This window comes from Streptomyces sirii, assembly GCF_045690365.1.
Classification (GTDB): domain Bacteria; phylum Actinomycetota; class Actinomycetes; order Streptomycetales; family Streptomycetaceae; genus Streptomyces; species Streptomyces sirii.
In genome coordinates this window covers 7,180,859-7,204,215 of record NZ_CP147982.1, presented here as the reverse complement: position 1 = coordinate 7,204,215, position 23,357 = coordinate 7,180,859, and the positions used below count along the sequence as shown (strand labels likewise).

The window sequence follows — 23,357 nt, the reverse complement described above, 5'->3', positions numbered from 1 at the left end:
GGGGAGGACCGGATGTCGGGTGCGTTGCCGGCCGGCTCCGCGGGGCGGGGTCGGTCGGCAACGCAACGTCAGCCTCGTGGATCACTGTGACACCACTCCCTCATCCACGTAACGCTCTGATTACAGACCGCCGTCCGGCCGATCTCACGCCGGTCTACCGCCCGGTAAGCACCGAGGCATCGGCTATACCCAGTAAGCGAGTTGATGAGCGAAATCGGACAGATAGTGCACATCTCTCGCGCCCGCCCATCCGTCGGCACCGGAACCTTCGACTCCAAGGGAACTGGAGCTTCGTACGTATGGACCATCTGTTAATCTGCCCGCCCCTGGAGGTTCCTCCAGCCCCCCGCCCCCCAAGCGCCCCTCGATCGAAGGGTGCAGCGAGGTGTCCCGTACGTGTACAGCACTCCCTTCTCTCCCGCAGAGGCCAGATCCGCGCGGGCCCGGGTGGGCCTGAGTACGGCTCAGGTCGCCCAGGCCATGACGGCGTGCGGCGCGCCGGTCCGTCCTGAGCTGATCGAGGCCTGGGAGTACGGCTCCCAGATTCCGACCGAGCCGCAGCTGTTCGTGCTCGCCGACGTCCTGTGGTGCCCGCCGACCGCGCTGATGGGCGTCGAGCCGCGGACGCTCGCCGAGCACCGGATGGCCCGCCAGCTGAGCGTGGAGCGGCTGGCGCAGCTGATCGGCATGGACCCGGCCCGGTACTGGGCCGCCGAGTCGGCGCAGCAGTGGAGCGGCGACTACCGGCAGACCAAGGCGCTGGTGGAGGCCCTGGGGCTGTCGCTGCGCAAGCTGATCGGGGTGATGGGCCGGGACGACGAACTGGCCGGGCACATCCGGGCGGCCATCGACGGGCGCTGGAAGGCGCATGTCGGACCGGTCACCGAGATCACCACACTGAACAAGACCCGGGTGAGCGACGCGCTGCGCGCGATGCACGCCGAGTTCGCGGAGTTCTCCGAGCGCTACATGGGGCATGTGGTGGCACGCAACGACGACTCCCGGCTCAAGGAGGTCGCGGCCGAGCGCTCGGCGTATCTGCGCAGGTTGGCCGACCACTTCTGGGAGCTGATCGGCGAGGCGGGCGAGGCGCCGCCGTTCAACACCGTGACCACGCACTGACGGCACCCGGGGGGGACGGCGGCGGGCAGGCGGGCGGGGAGGGGCCGGAATCCGGTTCCCTCCCCGCCCGCGGCCGTTGGCGGACTCAGTGGGCGGAGGTCCCCCAGGGCGGCCCCTGCGGGTCGTGCGGGGCCGGCATGCCCTGCGTGGTCTGCGGGTTGTAGCCGCCCTGCGGGTGCTGCGGTGCCGGCGGGCTGTAGGCGTCCCGCGGGTGCGGCGGGCCCGGCCGGCCGTACGGGTCCGCCGGCTCGTGCGCGGCGGCCGGCTGGTGCGCGTCCGCCGGCTCGTCGTCCTCGATCTCGTCCCAGTCGATCTCCATCGACTTGCGGCCGGTGAAGACGTTGAAGAACAGGTTCAGCAGGACGGCGCTCAGGCTGCCCAGTGTGATGCCGCTGTTGAGGACCGCACGGACGTCCTCCGGCATCCGCTCGAAGAACGGCGCGACCGCGCCCGGCAGCAGTGCGGCGGCGAGGCTGACCGCCAGGATCAGGGCGTTGCGCTCCTCGCGCAGATCCACCTTGCCCAGGATCTGGATGCCGACCGCGGCGACCATGCCGAACATCGCGATCGCGGCACCGCCGAGCACCGGGTGCGGAATCGCGGCCACCACGCTGCCCGCCTTGGGCAGCAGCCCCATGACGATCATGAAACCGCCGGCCGCGACCACCACGAAGCGGCTCATCACCTTCGACATCCGCACCAGGCCGATGTTCTCGGCGAAGGCCACGTAGGGGAAGGAGTTGAAGACACCGCCGAGGACGGTGGCGACACCGTCGGCGCGCAGCGCGTTGGCGACGGTGGCGTTGTCGACCTTCTTCCCCGTGATCTCCCCGATGGCGTAGACGTCTCCGGTGGTCTCCACCATCGTGATCAGCATGACGACGACCATGGCGATGATCGGGAACACCTCGAACTTGGGCATTCCGTAATGGAACGGCGTGCTGACGCCGAACCAGTCGGCGCTGCCCACCGCGCTGAAGTCCGCGTCGCCGAGAAGCCAGGCGACCCCGGTGCCGACGACCAGACCGAGCAGGACGGCGAGGCTGCTCAGGTACGACTTCCCGAGCCGGACGACGAGCAGGATGAACAGCAGGGTGCCCAGCGCGTACAGGAGGTTCTTGGTGTCGCCGTACTCGGGGTGGCCCTTCAACTGCGCGCCGCCGGCCGCGTCCTGCAGGCCCTGCGGGATGAGGGTGAGGCCGATGACGGTGAGGATCGTACCGATGACGATCGGCGGGAAGTACTTCACCAGCTTGCTGAAGAAGGGCGCGAAGAGGAAGGTCGCTATGCCGGCGGTGATCACCGCGCCGTAGACGACGAGCAGTCCGGCGGTGCCGCCGCCCGCCCCCAGGCCGATGGCGATCATCGGCGAGACCGCGGTGAAGGTCACACCCTGGACCAGAGGCAGCCTGGCGCCGATCTTCCAGACGCCGAGGGCCTGGATGATCGAGGCGATACCGCAGGTCAGCAGGTCGGCATTGATCAGATAGACGAGCTCCGCACGGGAGAGGCCCAGAGCGTTCCCGAGGACGATCGGGACGATCACCGCACCCGCGTAGAAGGCGAGGACGTGCTGGAAGCCGTAGAGCGTGAGTTTGCCGACGGGAAGCACCTCGTCGACGGGGTGCGCCCGCTGGCCGGGGAACTGCGGGGGGTCTTGTCGGGAGACTCGTGCCATCTCTGCCTTGCCTTCTAGAGGTAGGTGAATAAGAAGGGACCGGCACCGTCGTGTCCGGCATGACAGACGAGCCGGCTGGGTCCTACAAAGCCGACGTTTAGCGGTGTTGCCGACACCACGTAGCCCTGTTCTGCACTTTGCGTCCTGGTTCGACAGGACTTCCTTCGATCAGCACGGCAAATTCCGGCATTTCCATGGAATTTACAGGTTGGGCTAATCGAATTGCTCACCTTAGTTGACCTGCGCCCTTTCTCGCGAGTAACCGGTCGTATTCGCTCGCATAAGGGGCGGTCATACCCCGAAATGCCGTTTTGGGTAGGGACTTTGCGTGCTGCGGCGCGGGTGCGCGAACAGGCGGGGCGGGGCCGGGCGCCGTAAAATCCTGGTATGGCTGAGCGGCCGGACGCGTCCACCGCGCCTGAACTCGTCGTCGAGTCCGACGGCGGCACCCAGGTGATGAGCCCCGGGCGCGTCTATCACGTGGGGCGGGACCCGCGGAGCGAGGTCGTACTGGACGATGCCAGGGTCTCCTGGCACCACGCGGTCCTGCGGGCCGAGGCCGGCCACTGGATGGTGCACGACGAGAACAGCACGAACGGCACCTTCGCCGACGGGCGGCGCATCCAGGAGACCGGGGTCGGACCGGGCAGCGTGATCCGTTTCGGCAATCCCGCCGACGGGCCGTGCGCGGTGCTCTCCGGGGTGCCGCGGCCGAGCCGGGTCGACCGGCCGTCCGCCGTCTCCCACCCCGCCGGCACCCGCACCTTCCGCCACCCCACCTCCATCCGGCCGATCCCGGCCGCCCGGACCACCCGGATCGGCCGCTCGCCCGACAACGACCTGGTCATCGACGACCTCTCGGTCTCCCGCCGGCACGCCGAACTGCGGGCGGGCCCCGAGGGCTTCGAGATCGTCGACCTGGGCAGCCACAACGGCACCTACCTCAACGGCCAGCCGGTGGAGCGGGCCCCGATGGCCCCCGGCGACATCGTCGGCATCGGCCACTCCGCGTTCGCCCTCGTCGGCGACGAGCTACAGGAGTTCATCGACACCGGTGAGGTGTCACTGGACGTCCAGGACATGAGCGTCCGGGTGGACAAGGGCAACAAGACGCTGCTGAACCGGGTGTCCTTCCCGGTGGGTGAGAAGTCGCTGCTCGCCGTGGTCGGCCCCAGCGGCGCGGGCAAGTCGACGCTGCTCAACGCGCTGACCGGGCTGCGCCCCGCGGACGAGGGCACGGTGCTCTACGACGGCCGCGACCTCTACCGCGACTACGCCGAGCTGCGCCAGCGCATCGGACTCGTACCGCAGGACGACATCCTGCATCTGCAGCTCACCGTGCGGCGCGCCCTCGGCTACGCCGCGCAGCTGCGCTTCCCGGAGGACACCGCGAAGGCCGAGCGGCAGGCGCGGGTCGACGAGGTGATCCACGAACTGGGCCTCGACGAGCGGGTCGACCAGCCCATCCACAGCCTCTCCGGCGGCCAGCGCAAGCGGGTGAGCGTGGCACTGGAACTGCTGACGAAGCCCTCGCTGCTCTTCCTCGACGAACCGACCTCCGGCCTCGATCCCGGTATGGACCGCTCGGTGATGCATATGCTGCGCGGCCTGGCGGACGACGGCCGCACCGTCATCGTCGTCACCCACAGCGTGCTGAGCCTGGACGTCTGCGACCGGCTGCTGGTGCTGGCGCCCGGCGGGACGATCGCCTACTACGGACCGCCCGAAGAGGCGCTGCCCTACTTCGGCTACGCGCACTGGCCGGAGGCCTTCGAAGCCTTCGAGAACGACCGGGGCCGGGCCTGGGCGGACGAGTACCGTGCCTCGCCGCAGCACCGGCGCTATATCGCCATGGACTCCCACCAGCCCCCGCGCGCGCCCGAGGCGCCGACGGGCCCGGTGGAGGCGCACAAGGCGCAGAGCTGGGGCGCGCAGCTGAGCACCCTGGTCCGCAGGTATGCGGCGGCACTGACCGCCGACCGGACCTTCCTGATCATCATGGTCGCGCTGCCGTTCGTGATGGGTGCGATGGCGCACGCGCTGGCCGGGTCCGCGCTCACCGGCGACTCGGCGATCAACGCCCTGCTGATCCTGTGCGTCGGAGCGGTGCTGACCGGCGCCGCCAACGCGGTACGGGAGCTGGTCAAGGAGCGGACGATCTACCAGCGGGAGAGAGCCGTCGGCCTGTCCCGCTCGGCGTATCTGATGTCCAAGGTGCTGGTCCTGGGCCTGATCACGGTCGTCCAGGCCGTGGTGCTGACCTTGGTGGCGCTGATCGGCGTCAAGCTGAACGCGCCCGGCGGCAAAGGCGTGTTGCTGCCGCCACTGATCGAAATCACCCTTGCGGTGGCGCTGTTGGCGTTCACCGCCATGATGCTCGGCCTGTTCGTGTCCGCGCTGGTGCGCAAGGAGGAGGTCACCATGCCGCTGCTGGTCCTCCTCGCGATCGTCCAGGTCGTGTTCTGCGGTGCGCTGCTGGAGCTGAACGGCGTACCGGTGCTGGAGCAGCTGGCATGGCTGGTGCCGTCCCGATGGGCGCTCGGCGCCATGGCGGGCACCATCGATCTGCACCGCCTGATGCCGCAGGGGACCTCGGATCCGCTGTTCCAGCACACGCCGGGGGTCTGGCTGCTCAACATGGGCATGATGCTCGTGCTCTCGCTGGTCCTCGGCTTCGTGGTGACCAAGCTGCTGCGGCGGCACGAGCCCGAGATCATGCGCACTTAGCGCCGAGGAGCGGCCTGTGACCTCACCTGTGACCTCACCGGAGTTCCTCCCCAGCCATGTCGTCCCGCCGGAGGGCATGGCGACCTGGTCCGCCCCGGACTCGACCCTGCCCAGCTCACCGCTCGACCCGCTGCTGCCCGTCCAGATCATCGACCGGCGCGGCGACTGGGCGCTGGCGCTGTGCTCCAACGGCTGGTCGGCCTGGGTCGACGGCCGGCTGCTGCTGACCGTGCCGCGCGAGCCGCCGACCGCCGCGCAGCCGGCCGCCCGGACCGCGGACCCCCGGTCGCTGCTGGGCGCGGCGGAGGACGAACTGGGCAGGTACCGGCGGCTGATCGAGGAGCTGGCCGCCGGGCAGCTCGACCGCGAATCCTTCGCCGAGCGGACCCGCGGCACCCGGCTGGGCGTGGTCGTGGACGGCGAGGCGGTCTGGCTCTACGACGCCCGGCACGAGCGGTGGTGCTACTGCGACGGGCTGTCGATGCAGACGTGCGCGGTGACTTCGGGACCGTCGTCGAGGGACTCCGGTCAGCGGCCGGGACCCACGTCCGGTCAGGAGTACCCGGAGTCACCGTGAACGGCGAGCCGGCCGACCGCAACCGGGAGCGCTCCACCGCCCCGGACTCCTCCGGGCTGCGCGGGCACCGGATCGCCGGATACGAGCTGCAGGACGAGATCGGCCGGGGCGGGATGGGCGTGGTCTACCGGGCGCAGGACCTGCGGCTCGGTCGCATCGTCGCGATCAAGCTGCTGGCGCCGGAGCGGGCCCGGGACGACACCTTCCGCAAGCGCTTCGAGCGCGAGTCGCAGGTCGCCGCCTCCCTGGAGCACCCGCACATCGTGCCGGTCTTCGACGCCGGGGAGGCCGAGGGGCTGCTCTACATCGCGATGCGGTACGTCGAGGGGCTGGATCTGGCGGCGCTGCTCGATCGCGACGGCACGCTCCCCATGGAGACCGCCTGCCGGATCGCCCTCCAGGTGGCCTCGGCGCTGGACGCCGCCCATGCGCACGGCCTGGTGCACCGGGACGTCAAGCCGGGCAACATCCTGATCGCCCAGGGCACCGACTACGACAGTCCGGAGCACGCCTACCTGACCGACTTCGGGCTGACGAAGCGGGCGATGTCGCTGTCCGGGGTCACCACCATCGGGCAGGTCGTCGGCACGCCGGAGTATGTGGCGCCCGAGCAGGTCTCGGGCGGTCCGGTGGACGGCCGCTGCGACATCTACAGCCTGGCCTGTGTGCAGTTCGAGATGCTGACCGGGTCGCCGCCGTTCCGGTGCGACGACATCCTGGCCCTGCTCTGGGCGCATCAGAACCGCCAGCCGCCGTCCCTGACCGACCGGCGCCCCGATCTGCCGCCGGCCTGCGACGCGGTGTTCGCCAAGTCCCTGGCCAAGGCGCCGGAAGACCGCTACGAGACCTGTCGGGATTTCGTGGCGGCGCTGCGGGAGGCCGCCCGGGTGACCGGCCCGCCGCGCCCGCCGGCCTGGGCGGCCCCGGTGTTCGGCGGCGGCAGGCCGTAGCCGCCGGCCGGCGGCTCCTCAGCGTTCCCCCACCTCGCCCGGATGCCGTACGCCCCGCGCCAGCAGGCTGCCGAGGAAGCCGGTGACCAGCCCCCAGGCGACGCCCACCCCCATCAGCCGCCAGAGTTGCGGATACACGGTGACCTCGCCGCCCAGGTTGCCGCCGAGGTCACCGACCCCGATCAGGGAGAGCCCGTAGTGGGCGTCGATCCGGGTGAGCAGTCCGACGACGAGCAGGGTCAGGGCCAGTGCCACGGCCAGCTCGACGGCGTGCCGCCAGGCCGGCAGCCGGGCCGGGGAGCGGACCGCCGCGGAGAAGGCGGCGGCCAGCAGCACCACGGCCGCCAGCGCCACCAGCAGCCAGGCGCGTCCGTCGTACTGGGCGAGCGTGCCGACGTCGAGGGTCCGCTGCCCCCGGGCGCGCAGCACCTGGTCCACGGCGTGCGGCATCGGCAGGCCGATGGCCTTGTCGACATGCCCCACCCAGCCGCCGCCGGCCCCCAGGCCCAACGCCATCCAGGTCAGGTTCGGCAGCCCGAGGAGGAGCACCGCGAGGGTCTCGGCCGGACGGTCCTTGGTGATCAGCTCGACGATGCCGATGATCAGCCCGATCGCCACGTAGATCAGCAGCGTCAGCAGCATCGCGAAGGCCGGCGGCCGTACGGAGTCCTGGAAGTGCAGCAGCCGGGAGGAGAGCGGCGCCCGGCGCGAGACGAGGAAGGTCAGCACGAGCACCGCCAGCACCCACAGCAGCCCGAAGCCGAGCGTCGCCGGCACATCGGCGGCGAAGCCGACGGTGGGGGTGCTGCCCAGCTCGGCGCCGATCTGGTCGACGAGGTCGCTGCCCACCGAGATCTGGAAGTCGTGCCGGGCGGCGAGGCCGAGCAGCAGCAGGAGCACCAGCCAGCACACCGCCGTGCGAGCGATCCGGCCGAGCAGCTCCCGGGTGCCGGCGACCGCTCGATGGCGCAGCGGCAGCAGGAAGACGGCGCCGGTCACCAGCGCACCGGCCAGGGTGACCGACAGCGGTACGACGTCGAGGGTGGCCTGCGCCTCGCCGATGATCCCGGCGTCGCCGGCCAGGGTGACCGAGCCGCCGGCGGCGCTCAGGACCGTCGCCGCGACCACCGACGGGAACGCCCCGCCGGGCAGGTCCGCCGCGCCGGCCGCCCACAGGCCGAGTGCGGCGACCACGAGCATGGCGGCGATGCCCGCGACGGCCGCGCCGAGCGCCTCGCCCCAGGCGCGCACGGCGGGCGGTACGCCAGGGGTGTGCACCGGGCCGGGGGGAACGGTGGACGCGGGGCCTTTCGGCTGGCTCACGCTGGCTCCTGACCTTTCGCTGCGGATGCCGCGACCACGGCGTGTGGCGCAGGCACCCACCACCGTAAGCACGCCGTGTACCGCCCCGCTTGCGGAGAGTGCCGGAACCGAGCACACAATGTCCTAGACACCGACAAACCAGGGCAATTCACTTGGCCACTTGGCCGGATGGCCCGTACGCGCCGGAAGAGGGACCCGTGACACCGCCTTCGTCGCCCGACAGTCGCCCGACAGGCCCCCCGGCCGGCCCGCTCACGCCGTCCGACACCCCGCACGAGCCGACACGGGTGGACACGCCGCAGCCGCGGACCGAGGCCGGGGGCCCGACTCCCCCGCCCCGCGGTCCCGGCAAGGGTGGCGGCGGCGGTGGCGGCGGTGGCGGCGGCGAGTCCGGTGGCGGCGGCCCCTGGTGGCGGTCCGCGCCGCGGGTCGCGATCATCGCGGCCGCCGTGGTCGCGGCCGTCATCCTGACCATCGTCCTCACCCGTCCGAACGGCGCCAGCGCCAACGAGGTCTTCGCCGAACCGGCCGGCTACACCGGCCGCGACCCCGTCACGGAGTCGACGGCGACCGAGTCCACCCCCGCCCCGTCCGCGACCCCCAGAAAGCCGGTGAAGGGCACCAACAGCAATTTCGCCGGTGAGACGCCCGGCCTCTACGGCGGCACCCAGAACAGCGCGAGCTGCGACATCGAGAAGCAGATCCGGTTCCTGGGCAGCGTCCCCGCGAAGAACCGGGCGTTCGCCGCCGCCGTGGGCCAGGCCCCGGAGAACATCCCGGCCTATCTGCGGTCGCTGACGCCCGTACAACTGCGCTACGACACCCGGGTCACCAACCACGGCTACAAGGACGGCAAGGCCTACCCCTTCCAGTCGGTGATGCAGGCCGGCACCGCGGTCCTGGTCGACGCGTACGGAGTGCCGCGGGTGCGCTGCAAGTGCGGGAACCCGCTGACCAAGCCCCAGGCGCTGAGCGGGGCGAAGACGGTCGGTGAGCCGTGGCCCGGCTACCGGCCCTCCCACGCGGTCGTCGTGAAGCCCTCGAAGAAGACGGTCCGCGCGTTCACCCTGTGCGACCCGAAGACGGGCAAGTGGTTCAAGCGCCCCAAGGGCGCCGAGGGCCCCACCGAGGACCGCCCGACCGCCCCGCCCACCGAGACCCCCAGCGGCCCCGCCACCGGGTCCCCGTCGACCGGGTCGTCGCCCCCGACCGGCGAGAGCACCACCGGGGAGACCGGCACCTCGACGTCGGAACCCGGTACGCCGGACACCGGCCCCGGGACGGAGACCACCGGAGGGACCGGCACCACCGGCGGGACGACCGAGCCGCCCACCGGCGGAACCACCGGCGGAACCACCGGCGACTCCTCGCCCCACGTCGAGCAACCGGGCGAGGGGACCACCGGCAGCGACGGGTCACCCGGCAGCGTGCCGCACTCCGAGGGGACGGCGCCGGCCACCTGACGCCCCGCCCGGCGCCCCGCGCCGCACACCGATACCGAACCGTGTCCTGAATATTCGGTGCACCGGACAACCACCACAGCGGACAGACCCTCTGCATATGCGGCGGGTGCATTGGCAGCCTTTGACGGTTACGCCCTCACAGGGCCGGGCCCCGCCGATGCCAGTCGTTCTGCTTTGGAGGGACCCCCGTGCACGCCGCACCCCGTCGCCACCCCGCTCGGTTGATACCCGCCCTGATAGCGGCGGCCGGCCTGCTGACCGCGTGCGGGGCGGGTGCCGATTCGTCGAAGGCGTCCGCGCCGGAGGCCAAGGTGTCCGTCACCCCGGCCGCGGGCACCAAGTCGGCCAAGCTCGGCTCGCCGATATCCGTCCGGGCCGACCGCGGAAAGCTCACCTCGGTCGAGGTCAAGGACGACAAGGGCGGCGAGGTCACCGGACGGCTGGCCGGTGACGGCACGTCATGGACGTCCAACGGCAAGGTCAGGCCGCAGACCACCTACACCGTGAAGACCAAGGCGAAGTCTGCGGAGGGCAAGGAGTCCGCCGCCACCTCGGTCTTCACCACCGAGCAGGCCGACAAGGTCAACAAGCTCACCAACACCCCGGGCGGCGGGCAGACCGTCGGCACCGGAATGCCGATATCGATCCTCTTCGACCACCCGGTGGCCGAGAACAAGCGCGCCGAGATCGAGAAGGCGCTGAAGGTCTCCACCCAGCCGAAGGTCGAGGGCTCCTGGGGCTGGGTCAAGGACTGGAGCGGCAAGAACCGGATCGACTGGCGCCCCAAGGACTACTGGCCGACCGGCACCAAGGTCTCCGTCAAGGGCACGCTGGGCGGTATCGACTCCGGCTCCGACGGCGGCTGGTTCGCCCGGGACTACAACTTCGGATTCACCGTCGGCGCCGATCACAAGGCCGTCATCGACGTTCCCTCGCACACCCTGACGATGTACGAGAACGGCAAGAACGTCGGCACCATCTCCGGCTCCGCGGGCTCCCCGCAGGACCCGACCCGCGGCGGGGTGCACACCGTACGCAGCAAGAACGCGGCCGAGACGATGGACTCGTCCACCATCGGCCACGGCGACGAGTGGATGCTGGACTCCAAGTGGGTCACCCACCTCACCGCCTCCGGGACCTTCCTGCACTCCGCCCCGTGGAACAAGCAGATCGGTGTGGTCAACAACAGCCACGGCTGCTTCGGCATGACCACCGAGGACGCCAAGAAGGTCTTCGACTTCCTGTCGATCGGCTCCACGGTCGAGGTGAAGGGCACCAGCAACCCCAACAGGACCGATGTCGGCAACGGCCTGGAGGTCTGGCAGGAGACCTGGCAGCAGTGGCAGCAGCGCAGCGCGCTGAAGTAGCCCCGCCTCCCTCCTCCCCCCGCACACGCCGCCGCCCGGACCACCGGGCGGCGGCGTGTGCCGTGTGCGACCCCCGGCACACGGCCTGCGGTCAACGGACCTCGACCGTCGTCCGGCGGTACGTGGAGCGCCGGTCCTCGATGTCGGCCCAGCGGTCGCCGTAGACGTTCTCGACGATGCCCGGTTCCCGCAGGAAGTCGTGCGGGAAGCCCAGCGGCACCGCGCTCACCGCGTCGAGCCGCGCCAGCGCGTCGGCATCCAGCCGCACGTCGACACTCGCCAGATTGTCGGCGAGCTGGCTCTCCTTGGTGGCGCCGATGACGGGGACGACGTTGCCGGGACGGCTGCGCAGCCACGCCAGCGCCACCTGCGCCGGGCTCCAGCCGCCCCGCTCGGCGATCTCCAGCACCGCGGTGAGGGTCTCCTCCGCGTTGTGGTCCTGCGCGGCGCTCTCGACGGTGTCCAGCCGGCCCGTCCCGCCGCCGCGGTACTTGCCGGTGAGCCGGCCGGCCGCGAGCGGCGCCCAGGCCAGCACGGCCAGGTCGAAGGCGCGGGCCTGCGGCAGCAGTTCCCGCTCCGGCGTGCGCTCCAGCAGGTTGTAGCGCAGCTGCGAGCCCGCGAACGCGGTCCAGCCGCGCAGTTCGGCCAGGGTGTTGGCCTGCGCGATCTCCCAGGCCGGCCAGTCGGAGACACCGACGTAGCTCACCTTGCCGGAGCGCACCAGGTCGTCGAGGGCCCGCATGACCTCCTCGACCGGGGTGAAGTTGTCCCGGGCGTGCACCCACAGCACGTCGAGGTGGTCGGTGCGCAGCCGGGCGAGGCTCTCCTCCACCGAACGGACCAGGTTCTTGCGGTGGTTGCCCGCGGAGTTGACCTCGCCCTTGCGGGTCGCGCAGGTGTACTTGGACGCCAGCACGAAGCTGTCCCGGCGGCCTTCGAGCAGCTCCCCCAGCATCCGCTCGGCCGTGCCGTCGGTGTAGTTGTTGGCGGTGTCGACGAAGTTGCCGCCGGCGTCCGCGTAGGCGTCCAGGATGCGGCGGCTGGTGTCCTTGGCGGCACCCCACCCCCACTCCTCGCCGAAGGTCATGGTCCCCAGGCACAGCTCGCTCACCCGCAGACCGGTCCTGCCGAACAGTGTGTAGCGCACGGTTCTCCCCTCGTCTCCTCGCTCGACGTGTGGCTTCACGCTAGGAGCTGGAGCGCGCTTGAAGGCAAGTCGTGCGCGACCGCGGGTGCGCGTTCACGAGTGCGGGCGAGTCGGGTCACCACACGGGCCCCGGCCCCGCGCCCCTGGGAACGCCGTTCGAGCGGCGTGCTTTCAGGGAGCGGGGCCGGGGCCCGGGGCTGGCGGTGCGTCAGCCGGTGATGATCGCCGGGTCGCTCACGCCGACCGCGCCGTTCTCCACGTGCCCCGCGAGGCGCCGCAGGAACGTGCGGTCGGTGTCGGACACCACGGTCAGGTCGTACCAGCGCTTGCTCGCGCGCAGGTCCACGGTGTGCTCGACGGTGGCACCGGCGCGCACCTTGAACGTCTCCTTGGCGCCGCCGTAGGCGTTGGTGACGGTGAGGTTGCAGTCGGCGCCGCCGGCGTTCTTCAGGGTCAGCTTGAGGTTGCCGCTCGCCTTGTCGTGGCGCGCCGTCACCTCGGGGCCGGCGGTCTTGCCGGGGCCCTGGAAGGTCCGCAGGAAGCCGTTCGGGCCGAACACCGACAGGTCGTAGGCGTCCTTGGAGTACTTGGTGTTCCAGGTGTCGGAGAGCTGCTTGCCCTTCTCCGTGGTGTACGTCCAGGGCCCGTCGGTGCGGTTGCCCGACCGGACGTGGAAGCACGCGCCGGCCGCGTCACCCGCGCTGAAGGTGAGGGTGAACTTCCCGGCCGCCGGGTCCGCGGCGCCGTCCACCAGCGGGGCGTAGGGCAGCGGCCGCGTGGGGCGCGAGCCGGCCTCCTGCTTGGGCAGGGCGGGGTCGGCGGGCGGCTTGGGGAGGTAGTCGGGGTGCCGCTCGTGGTCCGGCGGCTGGTAGCCGTCGGTGTCCGGGAGCCGCGCGGGGTCGGTGTCCTTGCCGCCGAAGTCGAAGGCGGAGGTGAGGTCGCCGCAGATGGCGCGCCGCCACGGCGAGATGTTCGGCTCCCGCACGCCGAACCGCCGCTCCATGAACCGGATGATCGACGTGTGGTCGAAGACCTCGGAGTTCACGAAGCCGCCGGTGCTCCACGGCGAGACGACGAGCATCGGCACGCGCTGGCCCAGGCCGTAGTGCCCGGCGGAGTACGACGCGTTGCCCGGGAAGTAGTCCAGGGCGGTGTCCACGGTGGACAGGCCCTGCGCCGCGGAGGACGGCACGTACGGCGGAACGATGTGGTCGAAGTAGCCGTCGTTCTCGTCGTAGGTGATGAACAGGGCGGTCTTGCTCCACACCTCGGGGTTGGACGTCAGCGCGTCCAGGACCTGCGAGATGTACCAGGCGCCGTAGTTCACCGGCCAGTTGGGGTGCTCCGAGAAGGCCTCGGGGGCGGCTATCCAGGAGACCTGCGGCAGCTTGCCGGCCTTCACATCGGCCTTGAGCAGGTCGAAGTAGCCGTCGCCGGCCTTGGCGTTGGTGCCGGTGCGCGCCTTGTCGAAGAGCGGTTCGCCGGGCTTGGCGTTGCGGTACTTGTTGAAGAACAGCAGCGAGTTGTCGCCGTAGTTGCCACGGTAGGCGTCTTCGATCCAACCCCACTTGCCGGCCGCGTCCAGGCCGTCACCGATGTCCTGGTAGACCTTCCAGGAGATCCCGGCCCCTTCGAGGCGCTCGGCGTAGGTCGTCCAGTCGTACCCGAGTTCCTGGTTCCCCAGGACCGGCCCGCCGCCCTTGCCGTCGTTGCCCACGTGCCCCGACAGCATGTAGTAGCGGTTGGGGTCGGTGGCACCCATGAACGAGCAGTGGTAGGAGTCGCAGATGGTGAAGGCGTCGGCGAGCGCGTAGTGGAACGGGATGTCCTGCCGGTTGAGGTACGCCATGGTGCGGTCGCTCTTGGCCGGCACCCACTGGTCGTAGGCGCCGTCGTGGAACGCCTTGTGGCCGCCCGCCCAGTCGTGGTCGAGGCCGGCGATGAACTGCATGCCGAGGTCCTCGGCATCCGGGTGGAAGGGCAGCACCTCCTTGCCGCCGTCGGGCTGGTTCCAGACCGGCTTGCCGCTGGGCAGCGTCACCGGGCGCGGATCGCCGAAGCCGCGTACGCCCTTCATCGAGCCGAAGTAGTGATCGAAGGAACGGTTCTCCTGCATCAGCACCACGACATGCTCGATGTCGTTGATGGAGCCGGAGCGGCGCTTGGCGGGGATGGCTGCGGCGCGGGCGATGCTGCTCGACAGCGCGGAGGCACCCGCGGTGGCGCCGGCGATCTGGAGGAAACGCCGCCGATTGAGTTCAGGCATGAGTCCTAGGACCTCTTCGGGTGTGTGGGGAAGCTCGCGATATTGGGGAACGCTGCTGTGCCGTCTTGTGAGGGGCCGTGGAGAAACAACGATCAGCAGAGTGTTCCAAGAGGATCGAGTGTCAGGGAAGGGGGGGTGTCGCACATGTGACACATCGGGGTACGCGCGCCGAACTCGCCGACCGTGAGCGTGAGGCGACGGTTGGTGCGGCGGTGGTGGTCCCGTGCCGTCGCGCACCGGGACCACCACCGCCCGTACTCATCGGGCCGGCGCCACCTCCAGCCCGACGGCCCGGGTCAGCCGGCCCGTGCGGTGCAGTCCGTACAGGGCGGCGCCGCAGGCCGCCCCGAGTGCGGGCAGGACGAGCCAGGGCAGGGCGGGCAGCCCGGCCGACCTGGAGGCGTCCAGCGCGGCTCCGGTGAGCAGATTGCCGAGGGTGATGCCGATCCCGCAGATGGTGTTGTAGAGCCCGTAGTGGGTGGCGACCAGGCGGTCACCGGAGAGCCTGACGATGGTGTCCATCTCGAACGGGTAGGTGATCATCGTGCCGAGGGCGAGCAGCAGCGCGCAGAGCGCCGGCGGAACGGCCGCCAGCGCCCAGCGGCCCGGCCCCTGGGCCGGCACCGGCAGTGCGGTGGCCGCCAGCAGCGGCAGGAACGCCAGCCCCATGGTCAACAGCCCCCAGGTGAGGGCGCGTCCGGCCGGCATCCGGGCCTTGCACCAGCGGGTCACCCGGGTCTGGCCCAGGATCGTGCTCAGCCCCGACACCGCGAACAGCACGGCCACCGCCGCGGTACCCGACTCCCCCTCGCCGGCCAGCCGCCGTACCTCCAGCGGCAGCGCCAGATAGACCTGGAACGACAGCACATACGAGCCGATCATGGCTCCCGAGAACAGCAGGAACGGCCGGTTGGCCAGCACCCCCCGCCACTGGGACAGCACGCCCTGGTGCCGGCCGGCGCCGTCGGCCCGCGCGGACTCGCCGTCCCAGGACGGCAGCGCGCGGATCTGCACCGCGCTCAGCACCGCGAAGATCCCCGCCGACACCAGGCAGGTGACCCGGAAGTCGACGCCGGTCAGCACCATGCCCACCAACGGGCCGAGCAGGATCCCCGCCTGGTAGAAGACGTTGAACAGCGCGAACGCCTCCAGCCTGCGCTCCCCCGCCGCGGCGGCCAGATACGCCCGTACCGCCGGATTGAACAGCGCCCCGGCCAGGCCGGTGGCCGCGGACGCCGCCAGCAGCGCGGTCAGCGAGTCCACCAGCCCGAGCGTGGCGAAGCCGACCGTACGCAGCACACAGCCGGCCACGATCAGCGGCTTGTAGCCGAACCGGTCGGCCAGTGTGCCGCCGACCAGGAACATGCCCTGCTGGCTGAAGTTGCGTACGCCCAGCACCAGGCCGACCAGCCAGCCGGCCAGGCCGAGGGTGCCGGACAGATGCCCGGCCAGATACGGCATCAGCATGTAGAAGCCGAGATTGATGGTGAACTGATTGGCCATCAGCAACTGGACGCTGCGGTCGTAGGAACGCACCTGCGCGAGCATGCCGGTCACCGGACCACCTCCCGCAGCGCGTCGGCGGGCAGGCGACCGGCACCGTCGGGCCGCCCCGGAACCGACGGTCCGGGCGGGGCGAGCGGATCCACCACATTCGCGCACCGGCTCCAGGCGGTGACCTCCCGCTCGTCCGGGCGGCCAAGCGTCTGCGGCGCGTCCGCCGGCGGGGTGTCCAGCAGGCCGTTGGCGGCACAGTACTCGTCGTCGTACACCGTGCTCAGATACCGCTGCGGTCCGTCCGGGAAGACCGCCGCGATACGGGTACCGGCCGGCTGGACGCGGCTTTGCCAGGCGGCGACCAGCGCGACCGCGCCGACGCTCCAGCCGCCGGTGGCGTAGTGCGAGGAGGCCAACCGGCGGCAGGTCCACACCGCTTCGCCCGGCGCGACCCAGTGCACCTCGCTGAACTGGTCGTAGGCGACGTTGCGCGGATAGATGCTCGACCCCAGCCCGCGCATGAGCCGGGGGCGGGCGGGCTGACCGAAGATCGTCGAGCCGATGGTGTCGACCCCGACGAGCCGCAGCTCCGGGTAGAGCTGGCGCAGCACCCGCGACACCCCGGCGGAGTGCCCGCCGGTGCCCACGCTGCACACCAGGACGTCGATATGGCCCAGCTGGGAGGCGAGTTCGAGGGCCAGCGGCAGATAGGCGGTGGTGTTGTCGGGGTTGTTGTACTGGTCGGGGCACCACGATCCGGGGTGCGCGGCGAGCAGTTCGGTCACCCGGTCGCGGCGGGCCTGCTGCCAGCCGCCGGAGGGATGCGGTTCGCCGACCAGCTCGACCTGTGCGCCGTAGGCGGTCAGCAGCCGGGTCATCGAGGGCTCCAGGCCGGGGTCGGTGACCAGGCTGACCGGATGGCCGTGGACCATCCCGGCCAGCGCCAGGCCGAGCCCGAGGGTTCCGCTGGTGGATTCGATGATCCGGGCGCCGGGCCGCAGTTCACCGCGGGCGCGGGCGCGTTCGACCATGTGGAGGCCCGGTCGGTCCTTGATGCCGCCCGGGTTGCGGCCCTCCAGCTTCGCCCAGAAGCCGCGGCCGGGCGGGGTGAGCGGTTCGGAGATGTGCAGTACGGGGGTGTTGCCGACCAGGCCGGGGATGCCCGCGGCGGGGCCCGGGGGGCCCGGGTCGGGGGAGACGCCGGGGGTCGGGAGGTCCGGGATCCCGAAGGGGCCGGAGCCGGCTGCCGTGGAAACAGAGTGCATGATTCGCTCTCGCTACGGTGTGGGGAGTGACAGGGACGCTCGTCTGGCGTCGCCCGCGGTGGGGCTCGACGGCGCCACCGCGCGGCGGGACGCGGCCGCGGCTCCTATATCCGGCACCGACAGAGGGCGGCGAGTGTGGACCGGCCGTCGCGCACCGGTCTGCGGGACCCGCCGGCGCTCCGGGGCGCCGGCCGCCGCACGGCGATGGCGGATGCGGCCGCCCCCAGGACCGCGGGCGCGGCGCCCTGCGACTCCGGGGCCGTCCGGCCCTGCGTGACGTGGCCCAGTGCGCCGGGCCCGCACTCGGAGGCGGAGTGCCCGTCGTCCGTTGCGGCGGGCACTGCGGCCGCGGGCTCGGACTGCGCCGACGCCACGGCCGCCGGTACGGCCACATGGTGGTGCCCGTCCACACCGTCGGCACACGGCAGCAGCACGGACAGCAGCCCGACGGCGAGGAGGAGAAGGAACGTCAGCCGGACGGTCCGGCGGAGGACTGAACGAAACGGTGATCGGGGCGCGGGGCGGAGCGCGGGACGGGGCGTTGCGGCAAGTGGAACGCGATACGGCGTGGGGGCGGGCACGGGTCCTCCGAGGGGCTGCCGCCGCCGCGTCGCAGTGGAGCAGGGCGAACGCGCACACGGGCAGGCGAAGTCAGCAGGGCGTGAACCGGAATTGGCCGGAAACCGGACCTGCTGCTCTACACCTGCTGAACGACGGAGCCCGTAGCACCGTTCAAGGGCGGAGGCGCGGCGGCGGCGCGCGGGGGCGGACCGGAGCGGCCCTGCGTCGGCGCGTGCCAGGCGGAGCCCGTCAGGGGCTTGGCGCAGGGATGCGCCACCGAAGTGCCCTGCTGCGGCGGCGCCGACACACACAGCTCGTGGGAGTGCTGACCCGGGTCTCCGGGGTGGCCCGGGTGCTCGGAGTGGCCGCCGTCCTCGGGGGCGAGCCAGGCGCCGGATTCCGCGGCGGCCGCGATCGGCACGGCGCTCACCAGGTGCCCTTCGGCGCTCTCCGCCCGCGCACCGTGCGCGACCAGCACGCTGATCAGCAACGCGGCCAGCCACAGCAGACGAAACGGAACCGCCGAACCGCGGTCCCGCACCCTGCCGTTGAACGAACGGGCCGTTGCCATGCCACGATCGTAACCGGGGCGGGCGACCGTCGCCGGTAAGCCGGTGCCCGCCAGACGGTTATCGGCCTGCCGGCGAGGCGTGCCGGCGGTGACCGCCCACGCCCCGCCTCCTCATCTCACCGAGGGCTCATCGGCCGCACCGAGGGCTCGTCGGTCCCACCGCGGGCACACACCACTCACCGATGAGGGCGCATCAGGCGAACGACACCGCGGGCGAGGCCGCCGGGGCCGGCCCGTCGGCGGTGGCCCCGGCGCCCGGGTCGGCCGGCGGCTCTACCGGGACGGCCGGCTGCCCCTTCGCGTCGGGCACGCTGCGCAGCGGAGCCTGACTCGTCAGCCGGACCTTGCGGGTCTCCTCGACCCGTCGGGTGAACCAGATGACCTTGCCGTCCGCGGTCCCGCAGGTGCCCCAGCTGTCGCTCAGTGCCGCCACCGTCGACAGTCCGCCGCCACCGGCGCTGCGCAGCTTCGGCAGCCGTGGGCCCTGGTCCGCGACGGAGGCCGTCAGATGGCGTCCGGACCAGCGGAGTTCGACGACGCAGCGGGCGTCCGGGCCGATATGGCGATGGACGTTGGTCAGGAGTTCCGCCACTCCCCGGCATACGGGCGGAATATGCAGCTCAAGATTCCAGTACCGCAGGTGCGCGGCCAGAATCCGCTGGATCTGCGGCACACGCTCCGCCGAGGCATGCAGTTCGACCGTGTAGTGCCGGTCGCTGGGAAGTGTCATGTCGTGGCTCCTCACCGCGAGGCTCACGCCCTCACCTCGTTGGACCAACGAACCCCGAACACGAAGAGTGAGCATTAATCACGTATGGGTCATTTGTCATGGTGGCCCGACAGCGAGGCTTCCGCAACAGATCTTGGGCCACCGGAGTCCCACCCCGCCCTCATCCGCCCTGCCGCCTCACAGGTGCGGCAGGAGCTTGTCGGGCGTGAGCGGCAGATCGCGCAAGCGGACGCCGGTGGCGTGCCGTACGGCGTTGGCGATGGCCGCGGCGGTGCCGACGATGCCGATCTCCCCGATGCCCTTGCTGCCCATGGGGTTGAGATGCGGATCCTCCTCGTCGAGCCAGTACGCCTCGATCCGCGGGACATCGGCGCAGGCCGGCACGTGGTACGAGGCCAGATCGCACTCCGCGAAGTCGCCGAAGGCGGGGTCCAGACCGCTGCCCTCCATGAGAGCCATCCCGAGCCCCATGGTCATACCGCCGATGAACTGCGAGCGCGCCGTACGGGAGTTGAGGATCCGCCCGGCCGCGAACACGCCCAGCAGCCGGCGCACCCGGACCTCCCCGGTGACGGTGTCGACCTGGACCTCCGCGAAGGTGGCGCCGAAGGAGTGCCGGGCATACGGGGACCGCTCGGCCGTCTCCTGGCGGGTGTCCGCGGTGACCGTGAACCCGTCGGACGGGAGCGGCCCGACATGGTCGCGCAGCCGGGCCCGCAGCCCCGTACACGCCTTGTGCACGGCCCAGCCCCAGGACCCGGTGCCCGCCGAGCCGCCGGCCAGCAGCGCGGGCGGCAGATCGCTGCTGCCGATCTCGATACCGACCCGGTCCTCCGGCACGCCCAGTGCTGCGGCGGCGACCTGCGCGAGGACGGTGCGGGCGCCGGTGCCGATATCGGTGGCGTTCAGGCGGATGCGGAAACCGCCGTCCGCGTCCGCGTGCGCCTCGGCCTCGGAGGCCGCCTGGAAGACGGGGTAGGTGGCCGAGGCGACGCCGGTGCCCAGCAGCAGGCGGCCTTCCGGCCGTACGGCCGGCCGCGGATCGCGCGGCTGCCAGCCGAAGCGCTGGGCGCCTTCCCGGAGACAGCCCACGAGGTGCCGGCTGCTGAAGGCGCGGTCGCTGTCCGGCTCGGTGTCCGGTTCGTTGCGCATCCGCAGTTCGACGGGGTCGATGTCCAGGAGGACGGCGAGTTCGTCGACGGCCGACTCCAGGGCGTACATGCCGGGGGCCTCGCCCGGTGCGCGCATCCACGAGGGGCTCGGCACGTCGAGCGGGACGACGCGGTGCACGGTGCGGCTGTTGGGCGAGGTGTACATGACGCGTCCCGGGACCGCGGCCTGCTCCACGAACTCCTTGACGGTGGAGGTGTGGGTGGCGACCTCGTGCGCGAGGGCGGTGATGACACCGTCCTCGCCGGCCCCGATGCGCACCCGCTGGACGGTCGGTGCGCGATGCCCGACGACGGCCGGCATCTGGCGGCGCGGCAGGGACAGTTTGACCGGCCGCCCCGTGTGCCGGGCGGCCATCGCGGCGAGTACGACCTGCGGGCGCGGCGTGCCCTTGGAGCCGAAGCCGCCGCCGACGTGCTCGGAGACGACGGTGACGTCGCTCTTGTCCAGTGTGAACAGCGCGGCGAGGTCCTCGCACACCTTGGTGGAGCCCTGGCTGGAGTCATGGACCGTCAGATGGCCGTCGTCCCAGTGGGCGGTGGAGGCGTGCGGTTCCATGGGGTGGTTGTGCAGCGGGGGCACGGTGTAGGTGGCGTCGACGGTGACCGGAGCGGCCGCGAAGGCCGCGTCGAAGTCGCCGCGCTCCCTGGTCCCCGGATAGCCGCCGTTGGCCGTCTCCGGCGCGTACAGGCCCGGATGCCCGGCGCTCAGCCGCACGTCATGCGTGTCGGACTCGTAGGTGACGCGTACCGCCTCGGCGGCGGCGCGGGCGGCTTCGAGGCTGTCCGCGACGGCCAGCGCGACATACCAGCCGCGGTGCGGCACCCGGTCCTCCTGGAGCACCGACAGCGTCGGATCGTCGGCGGCCGCGAGACGAGGCGCGTTCTCATGCGTCAGCACCGCGCACACCCCCGGTAGCGCGAGCGCCCGCGCGGTGTCCACCGCGGTGACCCGGCCGCGGGCGACGGTCGCCGCCACCGGCCAGGCGTAGGCGCAGCCCGGCGGGGTGTGTTCGGCCGCGTAACGGGCGGCGCCGGTGACCTTCAGCCGGCCCTCCCGACGGACGAGGGGCGCGCCCAGGGGATAGGGGGGTGGACCTGACGGGAACTGGGGGGTCATGGCGAGGGTCCTTGGGGGTGGGGGCGGTGAGGAGTGCGGTGGGTGGCCTCGGGGGTGACGGTGCCCGCCGGTCCGCCGGTGTCGTCAACCGGCCGCGGGCGGGTTCGGTGGGTCCGCCGGGTCTGCCGACTCCGCCAGGTCCGACAGCACTCCGACGGCGAGATTGCGGGCCAGGGGGACCTTGTAGCCGTTGTCGCGCAGGGGCTGGGCGGCGCCGAGTTCGGCGTCGGCGGCGCGCTGGAAGGTCTCCTCGGTGGCCGGCGCGCCCCGCAGCACCTCCTCGGCCGCGCGGGCGCGCCACGGCCGGTGCGCGAGCCCGCCGAACGCCAACGATGCGCGCCGTACGACGCCGTCCCGCACCTCCAGTACGGCGCCGACGGAGACCAGCGCGAAGGCGAACGAGGCGCGGTCGCGGGCCTTGCGGTAGCGCGAGCGCGCGCCGGGGCTCGCGGGCGGGAGCTCGACGGCGGTGATCAGCTCGCCGGGCCGGATCACGGTGTCCTGCTCCGGCTGCTCGCCGGGCAGCCGGTGGAAGTCGGTCGCCGGCACACTGCGTTCGCCGTCGGGGCCGTGCAGGTGCACGGTGGCGTCGAGGGCGGCCAGCGCGACCGCCATGTCCGACGGCTGGGTGGCGACGCAGTGTTCGGAGTGGCCCAGTACGGCGAGGTCGCGATGTGCGCCCTCACGGGCCGGGCAGCCGCTTCCCGGGGCGCGCTTGTTGCAGGGCTTGGAGGTGTCCTGGAAGTACAGGCAGCGGGTGCGCTGCAGCAGATTGCCGCCGGTGGTCGCGGTGTTGCGCAGCTGCCCGGAGGCACCGGCCAGCAGCGCCTGCGACAGGACCGGGTAGCGGTCGCGCACGGGGACGGCCGCGGCGAGATCGCTGTTGCGGACCATCGCACCGATGCGCAGGCCGCCGTCCGGAAGCTCCTCGATACGGTCGAGCGGCAACCGGGTGACGTCGATGAGCAGCCGCGGTGTCTCCACGCCCAGCTTCATCAGGTCGACGAGGTTGGTGCCCCCGCCGAGGAACCGGGCGCCGGGCCGGCCGTCGGCTGCCCGTACGGCCTCGTCGACGCCGGCCACACGGACGTATCCGAAGGGCTTCACGAGGCCACCCCCCGACCGGCCGCCGCGTCCTTGGCGCTGACGTCCCCGACCGCTTCGACGATCCGGGGATACGCGCCGCAGCGGCACAGATTTCCGCTCATCCGCTCGCGGATCTCGTCCTCGCCGAGTTCCACCGGAGCCCCGGGGGACGCGGTGGCCGGGGTGACATGGGACGGAAAGCCGTCGGCCGCCTCCGCCAGCACCCCGACGGCCGAACAGATCTGGCCAGGGGTGCAGTAGCCGCACTGCAGGGCGTCCCGCTCCAGGAAGGCCTCCTGGAGCGGGTGCAGCCGCTCCCCCTCGGCCAGTCCCTCGACGGTGGTGATCTGCCGGCCGTCCTGTGCCACCGCCAGCAGCAGGCAGCTGTTGGCGCGCCGCCCGTCGACGAGCACCGTGCAGGCGCCGCACTGCCCGTGGTCGCACCCCTTCTTGGCACCGGTGAGACCGAGGTGCTCACGGAGCGCGTCCAGGAGCGTCGTCCGGTGGTCCAGGGTCAGCGAGTGCGCCCGGTTGTTGACATGAAGCACCGACTCGGACGCCTGGCCGGACTCCGGCCAGGCGCCGTCGGAGTCGTCTGGGGCGCTGTCGTCCGTGACTGCCGGGACGCTGCCGCGGGCGGCCGGCGGGGCGCCGTCGCCGGTAGCTGGTGGCGCGTCGCGGTCGGCCAGTGGTGGGGTGTTGTCGCCGGCGGCTGGCGGATCGTTGGTGGGCTCCACT

The 23,357-nt window shown here is 71.8% G+C and carries 18 protein-coding genes; 7 read left to right on the top strand and 11 right to left on the bottom strand.

The features are described from left to right. Positions 1 to 396 precede the first annotated feature (396 nt). Positions 397 to 1,122 carry a transcriptional regulator gene (locus WAB15_RS32020; protein WP_399146352.1) on the top strand — a complete coding sequence of 242 codons (726 nt, stop codon included), beginning with the start codon at positions 397 to 399 and terminating at the stop codon, positions 1,120 to 1,122. Between the two features lie 85 nt (positions 1,123 to 1,207). Here WAB15_RS32020 and WAB15_RS32015 read toward each other — a convergent pair whose 3' ends face one another. After that, complete coding sequence (locus WAB15_RS32015; RefSeq protein ID WP_407288366.1) at positions 1,208 to 2,800, bottom strand: solute carrier family 23 protein; 1,593 nt, start codon at positions 2,798 to 2,800, stop codon at positions 1,208 to 1,210. Positions 2,801 to 3,187: 387 nt separating this feature from the next. On the opposite strand from WAB15_RS32015, the gene WAB15_RS32010 reads away from it, so the two are divergent. The 3 genes from WAB15_RS32010 to WAB15_RS32000 are packed head-to-tail and all read left to right on the top strand — an operon-like array spanning position 3,188 to position 7,054. Beyond that, positions 3,188 to 5,527, top strand: coding sequence for an FHA domain-containing protein (locus WAB15_RS32010; protein WP_407288365.1), 2,340 nt, complete (start codon positions 3,188 to 3,190; stop codon positions 5,525 to 5,527). A 16-nt stretch (positions 5,528 to 5,543) separates the two neighbouring features. Continuing rightward, a complete protein-coding gene (locus tag WAB15_RS32005) occupies positions 5,544 to 6,104 on the top strand; it encodes a hypothetical protein (protein WP_399146349.1) in 561 nt (186 codons plus the stop codon). Further along, positions 6,101 to 7,054: a serine/threonine-protein kinase gene (locus WAB15_RS32000; RefSeq protein ID WP_407288364.1), complete on the top strand. Its 954-nt coding sequence runs from the start codon at positions 6,101 to 6,103 to the stop codon at positions 7,052 to 7,054. Before WAB15_RS32005 ends, WAB15_RS32000 begins: the two co-directional genes overlap by 4 nt. An 18-nt stretch (positions 7,055 to 7,072) precedes the next feature. Here WAB15_RS32000 and WAB15_RS31995 read toward each other — a convergent pair whose 3' ends face one another. Continuing rightward, a complete protein-coding gene (locus WAB15_RS31995) occupies positions 7,073 to 8,377 on the bottom strand; it encodes a streptophobe family protein (protein WP_399146347.1) in 1,305 nt (434 codons plus the stop codon). Positions 8,378 to 8,664: 287 nt separating this feature from the next. On the opposite strand from WAB15_RS31995, the gene WAB15_RS31990 reads away from it, so the two are divergent. Together WAB15_RS31990 and WAB15_RS31985 are read left to right on the top strand one after the other, a co-directional pair. Continuing rightward, positions 8,665 to 9,840 carry a DUF6777 domain-containing protein gene (locus tag WAB15_RS31990; RefSeq protein WP_407288363.1) on the top strand — a complete coding sequence of 392 codons (1,176 nt, stop codon included), beginning with the start codon at positions 8,665 to 8,667 and terminating at the stop codon, positions 9,838 to 9,840. Positions 9,841 to 10,028: 188 nt separating this feature from the next. After that, the gene (locus WAB15_RS31985) at positions 10,029 to 11,207 is read left to right on the top strand and encodes an Ig-like domain-containing protein (RefSeq protein ID WP_407288362.1); all 1,179 of its coding nucleotides are present in this window, start codon (positions 10,029 to 10,031) and stop codon (positions 11,205 to 11,207) included. A gap of 91 nt (positions 11,208 to 11,298) precedes the next feature. Here WAB15_RS31985 and WAB15_RS31980 read toward each other — a convergent pair whose 3' ends face one another. From WAB15_RS31980 to WAB15_RS31965, 4 genes are all read right to left on the bottom strand, one after another. Continuing rightward, complete coding sequence (locus WAB15_RS31980) at positions 11,299 to 12,354, bottom strand: aldo/keto reductase (RefSeq protein ID WP_399146344.1); 1,056 nt, start codon at positions 12,352 to 12,354, stop codon at positions 11,299 to 11,301. Between the two features lie 208 nt (positions 12,355 to 12,562). Next, on the bottom strand, positions 12,563 to 14,620 hold the full coding sequence (locus WAB15_RS31975; protein ID WP_399146343.1) for a phosphocholine-specific phospholipase C: 2,058 nt from the start codon (positions 14,618 to 14,620) through the stop codon (positions 12,563 to 12,565). A 258-nt stretch (positions 14,621 to 14,878) separates the two neighbouring features. Next, entirely contained in the window at positions 14,879 to 16,168 is a 1,290-nt protein-coding gene (locus WAB15_RS31970) for an MFS transporter (protein WP_399146414.1), read from the bottom strand. Positions 16,169 to 16,173: 5 nt separating this feature from the next. Beyond that, positions 16,174 to 17,382, bottom strand: a complete 1,209-nt coding sequence (locus WAB15_RS31965) for a PLP-dependent cysteine synthase family protein (RefSeq protein WP_407288361.1) — start codon at positions 17,380 to 17,382, stop codon at positions 16,174 to 16,176. 314 nt (positions 17,383 to 17,696) lie between these two features. Between WAB15_RS31965 and WAB15_RS31960 the strand changes: the two genes are divergently transcribed. Next, a complete protein-coding gene (locus WAB15_RS31960; RefSeq protein WP_407288360.1) occupies positions 17,697 to 17,879 on the top strand; it encodes a hypothetical protein in 183 nt (60 codons plus the stop codon). Between the two features lie 200 nt (positions 17,880 to 18,079). Here WAB15_RS31960 and WAB15_RS31955 read toward each other — a convergent pair whose 3' ends face one another. The 5 genes from WAB15_RS31955 to WAB15_RS31935 all read right to left on the bottom strand — a co-directional run bounded on the left by WAB15_RS31955 (position 18,080) and on the right by WAB15_RS31935 (position 23,356). Next, positions 18,080 to 18,514 carry a hypothetical protein gene (locus WAB15_RS31955; protein ID WP_407288359.1) on the bottom strand — a complete coding sequence of 145 codons (435 nt, stop codon included), beginning with the start codon at positions 18,512 to 18,514 and terminating at the stop codon, positions 18,080 to 18,082. A gap of 193 nt (positions 18,515 to 18,707) precedes the next feature. Beyond that, entirely contained in the window at positions 18,708 to 19,244 is a 537-nt protein-coding gene (locus WAB15_RS31950; protein WP_407288358.1) for an ATP-binding protein, read from the bottom strand. Positions 19,245 to 19,421: 177 nt separating this feature from the next. Then, positions 19,422 to 21,533 (bottom strand): xanthine dehydrogenase family protein molybdopterin-binding subunit, encoded by a 2,112-nt coding sequence (locus tag WAB15_RS31945; RefSeq protein WP_399146338.1) that lies wholly within the window; start codon positions 21,531 to 21,533, stop codon positions 19,422 to 19,424. Between the two features lie 84 nt (positions 21,534 to 21,617). Next, entirely contained in the window at positions 21,618 to 22,640 is a 1,023-nt protein-coding gene (locus WAB15_RS31940; RefSeq protein ID WP_407288357.1) for an FAD binding domain-containing protein, read from the bottom strand. Next, complete coding sequence (locus WAB15_RS31935; protein WP_407288356.1) at positions 22,637 to 23,356, bottom strand: (2Fe-2S)-binding protein; 720 nt, start codon at positions 23,354 to 23,356, stop codon at positions 22,637 to 22,639. Before WAB15_RS31935 ends, WAB15_RS31940 begins: the two co-directional genes overlap by 4 nt. Position 23,357 lies beyond the last annotated feature (1 nt).

What these genes read in the sequence shown, in the direction of transcription:
- WAB15_RS31970 (WP_399146414.1), bottom strand. Translation starts at nt 16,168, where the DNA reads ATGCTCGCGCAGGTGCGTTCCTACGACCGCAGCGTCCAGTTGCTGATG.
- WAB15_RS31950 (WP_407288358.1), bottom strand. Translation starts at nt 19,244, where the DNA reads ATGACACTTCCCAGCGACCGGCACTACACGGTCGAACTGCATGCCTCG.
- WAB15_RS31975 (WP_399146343.1), bottom strand. Translation starts at nt 14,620, where the DNA reads ATGCCTGAACTCAATCGGCGGCGTTTCCTCCAGATCGCCGGCGCCACC.
- WAB15_RS31965 (WP_407288361.1), bottom strand. Translation starts at nt 17,382, where the DNA reads ATGCACTCTGTTTCCACGGCAGCCGGCTCCGGCCCCTTCGGGATCCCG.
- WAB15_RS32015 (WP_407288366.1), bottom strand. Translation starts at nt 2,800, where the DNA reads ATGGCACGAGTCTCCCGACAAGACCCCCCGCAGTTCCCCGGCCAGCGG.
- WAB15_RS31955 (WP_407288359.1), bottom strand. Translation starts at nt 18,514, where the DNA reads ATGGCAACGGCCCGTTCGTTCAACGGCAGGGTGCGGGACCGCGGTTCG.
- WAB15_RS32010 (WP_407288365.1), top strand. Translation starts at nt 3,188, where the DNA reads ATGGCTGAGCGGCCGGACGCGTCCACCGCGCCTGAACTCGTCGTCGAG.
- WAB15_RS31945 (WP_399146338.1), bottom strand. Translation starts at nt 21,533, where the DNA reads ATGACCCCCCAGTTCCCGTCAGGTCCACCCCCCTATCCCCTGGGCGCG.